Here is a 4,169-nt window from a genome sequence, read left to right as displayed (position 1 = left end):
CTTCAAAGTTGAATCCGCCGGCCGAATTCAAGGTCAGCGACCACGTGATCGAATGGATCGTGAGCTCGATGATGTTCGGCGCGGCGGTTGGCGCGGTCGCCGCCAGCTGGCTGTCGGCGACGCTGGGGCGCAAGCGCTCGCTGATCCTGGGCGCCGTGCTGTTCGTGCTGGGCTCGCTGCTGTGCGGCCTGGCCTGGTCGCCGGAGACGCTCATCGCCGCGCGCCTGGTGCTTGGCCTGGCGATCGGCGTGGCCACCTTCACCGCGCCGCTGTACCTGGCCGAGGTGGCGCCGGAGCACATTCGCGGCGCGATGATCTCCACCTACCAGTTGATGATCACCATCGGCATCCTGGTGGCGTTCCTCTCCGATACCGCGCTCAGCTATACCGGCGCCTGGCGCTGGATGCTCGGCGTGATCGCCATTCCCGGCGCGCTTTTCCTGCTCGGCGTGCTGGCGCTGCCGGACAGCCCGCGCTGGCTGATGATGCGCGGTCGTCGCGACGAGGCGATCGACGTGCTGCAGCGGCTGCGCGGCGACCCGGCCATCGTCGAGCGCGAGGCGGCGGACATCGAGGAACAGCTCAAGACCCCGCAGCGCGGCTGGCACCTGTTCCTGGAGAACCGCAACTTCCGCCGCTCGGTCGGCCTGGGCGTGCTGCTGCAGCTGATGCAGCAGTTCACCGGCATGAACGTGGTGATGTACTACGCGCCGCGCATCTTCCAGGCGATGGGCTACGACACGGCCGCCCAGATGTGGTTCACCGCGCTGGTCGGCCTGACCAACGTGCTGGCCACCTTCATCGCCATCGCGCTGATCGACCGCTGGGGCCGCAAGCCGATCCTGTACACCGGCTTCGCCGTGATGGCCACGGGGCTGGGCGTGGTCGGCGCGATGATGAACGGCGGCATCGCCACGCATGCCGGGCAGCTCTTCACCGTCGCGATGCTGTTGATGTTCATCATCGGCTTCGCCATGTCGGCCGGCCCTCTGGTGTGGACGCTGTGCTCGGAGATCCAGCCGCTCAAGGGCCGCGACTTTGGCATCGGCTGCTCCACCTTCACCAACTGGATCGCCAACATGATCGTCGGCGCCACCTTCCTCACCCTGCTCAACGGCATCGGCAACGCCCACACGTTCTGGCTGTACGCCGCGCTCAACCTGGTGTTCATCGGCCTCACCTTCTGGCTGATTCCCGAGACCAAGGGCGTCACGCTGGAACAGATCGAGCGCAACCTGATGCACGGTCGGCGGCTTCGTGAGATCGGTAGATAGCGCGACGCAGTGCGGCGTGGGGCGGTGCCCGGCCTACGGAGCCGGCGCCAGCCCGAAGAACGCCTCCGCCGTCGCCGTGCTGTTCGCCGCGGTGACTTCCGCGCTCTCGCCGCGGTCGCGGGCGACTTCCTCGCAGATGTGCTTCAGGTACATCGGCTCGTTGCGCCGGTGCGCCGGCGGCGGGCGCACCGTGCGCGGCAGCAGGTAGGGCGCGTCGGTTTCCAGCATCAGCCGGTTCGCCGGAATCGTGCGCACCAGTTCGCGCAGGTGGGTGCCGCGGCGCTCGTCGCAGATCCAGCCGGTGATGCCGATGTGGCAGTCCAGGTCGAGATAGTCGCGCAACGCCTCGCCGGTGTCGGTGAAGCAGTGCACCACCGCGCCGGGCACCTGGTCGCGGTAGCGTCGCAGCAGCGAGACGAAGTCCGCATGAGCGTCGCGTTGGTGCAGGAACAACGGCATCTGCAGGTCCACCGCGATCTGCAGTTGCCGTTCGAACACCCGCAGTTGCACCTCGCGCGGCGAATAGTTGCGGTTGTAGTCGAGCCCGGTTTCGCCCACCGCGCGTACCGCCGGGTCCTGCGCCAGTTCGCGCAGCCGCGCATCGGTGGCGTCGTCGTAGTCGATCGCATGGTGCGGGTGCACGCCAACGGTGGCGAACAGCGTGCCAGGGTGCGCCCTGGCCAGCGCCAGCGCGTGTTCGCTGCCCTCGCGCGAGGCGCCGGTGACGACGATCCTCGTCACTCCCTGCACGCGGGCGCGCTGCAGCACGGCGCCGAGGTCGTGCTGAAACGATTCGTGGGTGAGGTTGGCACCGATGTCGAGCAGTTGCATGGTGTGACCGGTGATCGAAAGTGGCATTGTCCCAGAGCCCGTCAGCGCTGCAAACGCGCGCCGGCCGCGGCAGGACGCGGCCGGCGGTCCGGGTCACGCCGGGTGCGGCACAGGAAATTTTCCTAGGCCGCGGAGATCGTACGCGACCGCCACAGGCCTCACAATGAACGTTTATGCCGTCGCGATGGCCGCCAGCGGGATGCATTCACCTGCCGCCGGCCGGATGTGCTAACTATGCTGCGTGCTGTTTCGTCGCGGGGGGCGTCGACGGCTGTTCGCAGGTATCGAGCGGGGTGGAGGATGTCGGCAATGATCGAGCCGGCGGTTGGCGGGTCGGGTCGGGCCGTGGAGGACCGCGAAGCGGAAGTCTGCGCCTGGCTGGTCGCGCGCGGTCGCCTGAAGGAGGGCGACCTGGGCCGCGCCCGCCGCCTGCACGAGGAATCGGCCGAGGGCACGCTGACCACCCTGATGGCGCGGCTCGGGCTGGTTTCCGAGCGCGATCTGGCCGAAGCCTGGGCTGACTTGCTGCAGGTGCCGCTGCTGGCCGCGCGCGACGCGCCGGAGCTGCCGCCGGCCGACCTCGATCTCTCGCTGCGCTTCCTCAAGCAGCAGCACGTGGTGCCGGTGCAGGACGGCGAGCACGGGCTGGCGCTGCTGGTGGCCGATCCGGCCGACCCGTATCCGCTGCAGGCGGTGGCACTGGCCGCCGGGCGGCCGGTGGCGCTGCGGGTAGGGCTGCGCTCGGAAATCGACGGGCTGATCGAACGCTATTACGGCAGCGGCCGCTCGGCGATGGGCACCATCGTGGAGAACCTCGACGGCAGCGCGGCGGAAGAGGACGACGTCGAGCACCTGCGCGACCTCGCTTCCGAGGCGCCGGTGATCCGGCTGGTGAACCTGATCCTGCAGCGCGCGGTGGAGCAGCGCGCATCGGACGTGCACATCGAGCCGTTCGAGAACCGGCTGAAGGTGCGCTACCGCATCGACGGCGTGCTGCATGAAGTGGAGGCGCCGCCGTCGTCGTCCACTGCGGCGGTGATCTCGCGCGTGAAGATCATGGCGCGGCTGAACATCGCCGAGCGCCGGCTGCCACAGGATGGCCGCATCCAGCTGCGCGTGCAGGGCAAGGAGCTGGACCTGCGCGTGTCCACCGTGCCGACCAGCTTCGGCGAGTCGGTGGTGATGCGCATCCTCGACCGCGAATCGGTGGTGTTCGACTTCGCCTCGCTCGGCTTCACCGACCGCTTCCAGCAGCGCTTCGTCGACGTGCTGCAGCGCCCGCACGGCATCCTGCTGGTCACCGGCCCCACCGGCTCGGGCAAGACCACCACGCTGTACACCGCGCTGTCGCGGATCAACACCAACGACGTGAAGATCATCACCGTCGAGGACCCGGTCGAGTATCAGCTCGAAGGCATCAACCAGATCCAGGTGAAACCGCAGATCGGGCTGGATTTCTCCGGCGCGCTGCGCTCGATCATGCGCCAGGACCCGGACGTGATCATGATCGGCGAGATGCGCGACCTGGAAACCTGCCGCATCGCGATCCAGTCCGCGCTCACCGGCCACCTGGTGCTGTCCACGCTGCACACCAACTCGGCCGCCGGCGGCATCACCCGCCTGCTCGACATGGGCGTGGAGGATTACCTGCTCGGCTCTACCATCAACGGCATCCTGGCGCAGCGGCTGGTGCGCCGGCTCGACCCGGAAACCGCGATCCCCTACGACGCGCTGCCGGAGGTGATCGAGCAGTTCGAGCTGCACAAGTACACCGACAAGCGGCCGATCCGGCTGTGGAAGCCGGGCAGCAGCGCGGCCAACCCCAGCGGCTACCGCGGCCGCCGCGCAATCATGGAGTTCCTCACCATGAGCGATCCGCTGCGCCGGCTGGTGATGCAGCGAGCCAGCGAGGGCGACATCGAGCGACAGGCGCGCAGCGAGGGCATGCGCACCATGTACGAGGATGGTATCGCCAAGGCCGTGGCCGGCATCACCACGCTGGAGGAGGTGCTGCGTGTCACGCAGGAGGGCTGAGAATCGAGCTGGGAATAGGGAGTCGGGAAT

3 protein-coding genes are annotated in these 4,169 nt (G+C 68.3%); 2 read left to right on the top strand and 1 reads right to left on the bottom strand.

Features of this window, described 5'->3' with window-relative positions; genetic code table 11:
• Positions 1-1,274, top strand: a 1,274-nt coding sequence (locus tag UUA_RS11535; protein WP_008437014.1) for a sugar porter family MFS transporter, incomplete at its 5' end; no start/stop codon positions are given.
• Positions 1,275-1,307: 33 nt separating this feature from the next.
• Here the strand turns inward: UUA_RS11535 and UUA_RS11530 are convergent.
• The gene (locus UUA_RS11530; protein WP_008437013.1) at positions 1,308-2,105 is read right to left on the bottom strand and encodes a TatD family hydrolase; all 798 of its coding nucleotides are present in this window, start codon (positions 2,103-2,105) and stop codon (positions 1,308-1,310) included.
• A gap of 300 nt (positions 2,106-2,405) precedes the next feature.
• Here UUA_RS11530 and gspE point away from each other — a divergent pair, with 300 nt between their 5' ends.
• Complete coding sequence (gspE, locus tag UUA_RS11525; RefSeq protein ID WP_039953870.1) at positions 2,406-4,139, top strand: type II secretion system ATPase GspE; 1,734 nt, start codon at positions 2,406-2,408, stop codon at positions 4,137-4,139.
• Positions 4,140-4,169 lie beyond the last annotated feature (30 nt).

The sequence above is a fragment of the Rhodanobacter thiooxydans LCS2 genome, from assembly GCF_000264375.1.
GTDB lineage: Bacteria > Pseudomonadota > Gammaproteobacteria > Xanthomonadales > Rhodanobacteraceae > Rhodanobacter > Rhodanobacter thiooxydans.
The sequence above is the reverse complement of the archived record's forward strand: the minus strand, read 5'-3'. Positions and strand labels throughout refer to the sequence as shown.

What these genes read in the sequence shown, in the direction of transcription:
- UUA_RS11530 (WP_008437013.1), bottom strand. Translation starts at nt 2,105, where the DNA reads ATGCAACTGCTCGACATCGGTGCCAACCTCACCCACGAATCGTTTCAG.
- gspE (WP_039953870.1), top strand. Translation starts at nt 2,406, where the DNA reads ATGTCGGCAATGATCGAGCCGGCGGTTGGCGGGTCGGGTCGGGCCGTG.